This window comes from Camelimonas fluminis, from assembly GCF_014656355.1.
GTDB lineage: Bacteria > Pseudomonadota > Alphaproteobacteria > Rhizobiales > Beijerinckiaceae > Camelimonas > Camelimonas fluminis.
This window is the reverse complement of sequence record NZ_BNCG01000088.1, coordinates 1-4433: the sequence shown is the minus strand read 5'-3', so window position 1 is coordinate 4433 and position 4433 is coordinate 1. Positions and strand designations below refer to the sequence as shown.

The window sequence follows — 4433 nt, the reverse complement described above, 5'->3', positions numbered from 1 at the left end:
CATGTCCCTTGTCAAACGACCGAACTCAAAATTCTGGTATGTCCAGTTCCAGATCAAAAATAAAACCATCGTCCGGTCCACCCGGACGGGCGACCGCAAGGTCGCCGAGAGGGTCGCTGCCAAAATCCGCAGTGAGGCGCATCTGGAAATCATAGAGGGGCGAAAGAAGCCGCTGACCGTCGAGGAAGCGCTTGATCGCTATATCAGCGCACGGGTGGGAACGCCCAATCACCGGAACCTGCTCGGCCATCGCCGCAGGATCCTGTGCGAGATACGCGGATCATTGCCCCTGACGTCCCTGACTTCCTCCGTTCTCGAGGATTTCAGGAGAAAACGGATCAGTCAGGGGATCTCGCCACAGACGGTCAAGCACGCCCTGAACTATCTGGTCGCTGCGATGAAGGCTGCCCGTAAAGATGGGTACGCATGTGCCGATCTTGATCCACCACAAATACGGATTTCCAACCGACGGTTGAGATACCTGTCACCTGAGGAGGAGCGTCGCCTGCTGTCCGAGCTTGACCCTGACCGTGAGTGCTCTGGCCTCGCAGCAAGGGAAGACCGGAACCCGGAACGTCAAAGGTGGATTCAGGACAACTACGACCTGATCGTCATGCTGCTTGATACTGGAGCCCGGTACGGGGAGATCGCCAACATGCACTGGCGTCAGGTCGATCTGGTCAATCGCAGCATCAACCTGTGGCGTCAGAAGGTCGGCAACGAGAGCGTCCTGTTCATGACGGATCGCGTCGTCACCATCCTGGCCCGGAGGGCATCAACGCGTGATGGCGACTTTGTCTTCCCGAACCGGAAGGGTGGGGCGCGGGGATATTCCAGTGTGGCGATCCGCAAGGCGTTCAGGAGGGCTGGTCTCCACGACTGCACGATCCATACATTGCGCCACACGCACGCGACCCGCCTGATCCAGAATGGGCTCAGTGTCTATGAGGTTCGGGAGGTCCTGGGTCACGCGGATATCAAGACGACGATGCGATATGCCCACCTTGAGAAGGCGACGGTGCTGAAGAAGGCGAGGGACGTCATTCAGCGGTTGAATGGTGGGTAGACAGCTGGCAGTGCTGATGGCTCAGCGCTCTAGCGGCTTGTTTCCGTTGGGTGTTCCCGGTTCATGGCATGAAGTGTGCAGATTTTTATTTTGCTCACAATATTGTTGTCGGGTCTAGTAATTCGGTTCGAAATTTTTGCAACTCAGGAAATTGTAATATTCTTCGATCGCAAATATATGTTAGATTTTTCATTAATTTATCTATATCTATTATTTCTAAATTACTTTCTATTGCCTCTTCAATTGAAGCTGATAGCGTACTTATTCTAATAAATATCTTGAAAATATAGAGGGCGTCTTCTTTGTTTACTTCTGCAGCGCGGGCGTACTCTAGTGAGGACAGCAGCTTTGCAATGATGTCTGCTAGATTGTCGTCGAGAGCCATTAAATTAACGAGCGCATTAAAAGCTGTATCTGGAAATCTGTAAGCGCCGCCCGGCTCGACAATATATGGGCTGAAGTCTCCCGTGCGGTGTTTTTGGCATGCGTTTGCGAACCGTGCCATAGCGTGGAGCTGAACCTGCACGAGGGCAGCTTTTCCAAGCCTTCTGGCAGAAATTAACTTGCTATGTTGTTTGAATGTTTCGCTTGCCCTGCGATTTTCCTCAATCGTGGCCGCTTGTCTTATCTGTGAGCGAGCCGACGCGACGGTGAGCAGTGCGGCAACTAGTGCGAAAATTCCCACAAGACCGCTTTGGTAGCGGTTGAGCCAATGATCTATACAATTTGCTGCGCCGAGTTTAGTGACTTCCAAGGCGCTGCAGGCTTCCGTTAGATGCGGCGCAAGCATGGTTACTAACACAGCACTTAGCAGGGCTGTTCCCCAAGCAAGGCCCGCCCAATCACCGCTGCGCATCGGTTGCCCCCCTCGGTTTGTTGGTGTTGCTCGCATCTCGACCGTTCTTGTGTGCTTTGGGGGCGATATATAACGTTTCTTGGCCGATATAAACCTTTTCTGGATTGACGTTTCGCGTCAGAAAACAACATTCCCTCTATGTAGTACGAGGGGGCATTGATGAGCGGGCTGGTTGCAAAAACGAAATTGACGTTCCGGGTTGAGCCGGAGGAGGAGGGTGGGGCGACGCAGACGGTCAGGATCGACCGGAGGCGGATGACGTCCCCCGAGAAGAAGAAGCGCGGCAAGCCACGCAAGAAGCCAGACCGGCGTCTGGTGATCGGCTTCGATACGGAATACCAGTCTGCCGATGCGGTCGATGTGACCGAGGTCCGCCGTGGCGAGGTCGAGGCGAAGAACCTCGTTCTCTCCTACCAGTACAGCACGAAGCTGGTCACGCGCTCAGGTGGCAGTGACGACAAGCAGGTATCGGGCATCATCATTCCCGATGATGGAAAACGGCTGTCCCTGCCGGATTTCATTGCGTTCGCCGTCGGAGCATGGCTCGACAAGTTTCCCGGTGAGAAAGCGCCGTATAGCATTTACCTCGTCGGGCACTTCAACCGGGCGGACCTGCCGGCGTTCGATGAGTTCCAGACGCTGTCCCGGTCGCACCTGTCCGCGATCCGCAACACGTTTATTTCGATGGGCAGCGCCATCAAGTTCCCGCTCGGGAAAAAGACCAGCGACCTGACGTTCCACGTCGAACTGCGGGACACCTACCTGCTGGCTCCGGGCAACGCCAAGGCGCTCAGTGAGCTGGGCGCTATCGTCGGGTTTGAGAAAATCCGCCTGCACGATGATGTGGCCGAGGAAATCCGCATCAAGTCCAACATGGCCGAGCTGCGGTCCTCCGACTGGCCGCTGTTCCGTGACTACGCGATCCGGGACGCGGAAATCTGCGTCAGCTATGCCGAGCGTGTCCTCCGGCAGCATGACGCCCTGTTCGACGCATTTGAGTTGCCGGTGACGCTGACGTCATTTGGCACCGTCCTTTCGATCATGGACTGGGAGAAATCAAAGGAAGATCGCTTGTCGATCCTTGGCAAGGAGCGCTTTGACAGGCCGCGCTACAACAAATCGCTTGGGTACGCGGTGAAAGAAGTTTCCGAAGTTTATATCGAGCGGGTGCAGTGGGCGATAGATTTTGTCACCGAAACGTATCATGGCGGCCGTAACGAGCAGTTCTGGTATGGCCCCGCTCCCGAGGGCAAGTGGCGGGACCTCGATCTGTCCTCCGCTTACACCACGGCCATGTCCCTGCTCCGGAAGGCGCGGTGGCGGGAGAGCCGGCAACTGGACAGCGTTGATGGCATCGGTCCGTTTGATCTCGCTTTTTGCTGCGTGGATTTTGAGTTCCCGGAGAGCGTCAGGTTTCCCACGCTGCCCGTGAGAACGGCGAACGGCATCATCTTCCCCCGGAAGGGCCGGTCGTACTGCGCTGCCCCCGAAGTCTGGTTGGCGAAGCAGCTGGGAGCCGAGCTCAAGCTGGACTACGGCGTCAGTGTTCCGGTTGAGGATGGGGCTCCCGTTTTCCGCAGCTTCATCATGGATTGCATCAAGCGCCGGAACGAGCACCCCAAGGGCACATTTGACAATCTGTTCTGGAAGGAGGTTGGCAACAGCACCTACGGGAAAACCGCGCAGGGGCTGCGCAAGAAGCGCGTCTACGACGTCCGCGATGATGATATGGTGGAGCTGCCAGAGAGCCGGATCACCCAGCCATTCTTTGCGTCGTTCATCACCTCATACACCCGGGCCGTGCTCGGTGAGATTCTGAACGCGTTTCCCGATGACGTTCATGTTTTCAGCGTGACGACGGACGGCTTCCTTGCAACGCCGACCGACGAACAGATCGAAGCCGCCATGACAGGCGATCTGGCCCAATCCTTCATGCAGGCCCGCAGGGACCTTGTGGGCGACGACAATGCCCTTGAGGTGAAGCACGCGATCGGACAACCGATCGGATGGCGGACGCGTGGGTCAGCAACGCTCAAGCCTGGTGACGACGAGGCGACCGGGATCGTTTTGCAGAAAGGCGGGATCAAGGTCGATGAACTGCTGCGGGGCAAGGCCGAGAATGATCACATCGTCCGCATGTTCCTGAACCGGGACGGCAAACAGGTCATCACCTACACGACCGGGATGGGGATCAAGGACATGCTGCGTTCGAACGCGGACTTCGTCAGCCGCGAGAACCAGAAACAGCTGCGGATGGAGTTCGACTGGAAGCGCAAGCCCGTCAACCCGCGTGATGTGACATTCCAGTTTGATGGCAAGGAGCACAGCCATCTCGCATTTGGGACCGCCCCGTTGGATACGGTGGATGAATTCGGCGATGTTCGCGAGGCGTGGAGCACCTATAACAAAAAGAGCCGCTTCTGCCTCAAGACGCTGGCGGACTACGAGCAGTTCGTAACCGCTGTCCTGCTCCCACCTTCTGCGTTGATTGCTGATGTAGGAAGATCGACT

Annotated in this window: 3 protein-coding genes; 2 read left to right on the top strand and 1 reads right to left on the bottom strand. The window is 56.5% G+C overall.

Features of this window, described 5'->3' with window-relative positions; genetic code table 11:
* The coding region (locus IE243_RS22180) for a tyrosine-type recombinase/integrase (RefSeq protein ID WP_191321469.1) at window positions 1-1066 on the top strand (1066 nt) is incomplete at its 5' end.
* A 94-nt stretch (window positions 1067-1160) separates the two neighbouring features.
* Here IE243_RS22180 and IE243_RS22175 read toward each other — a convergent pair.
* Window positions 1161-1922, bottom strand: a complete 762-nt coding sequence (locus IE243_RS22175; RefSeq protein ID WP_191321468.1) for a hypothetical protein — start codon at window positions 1920-1922, stop codon at window positions 1161-1163.
* Between the two features lie 159 nt (window positions 1923-2081).
* Between IE243_RS22175 and IE243_RS22170 the strand changes: the two genes are divergently transcribed.
* Window positions 2082-4433: hypothetical protein (locus IE243_RS22170; RefSeq protein ID WP_191321467.1), on the top strand; the 2352-nt coding region annotated here is incomplete at its 3' end.

Bases quoted from the DNA above. Each gene is read 5' to 3' on its own strand.
- IE243_RS22175 (WP_191321468.1), bottom strand. From the start codon at position 1,922: ATGCGCAGCGGTGATTGGGCGGGCCTTGCTTGGGGAACAGCCCTGCTA.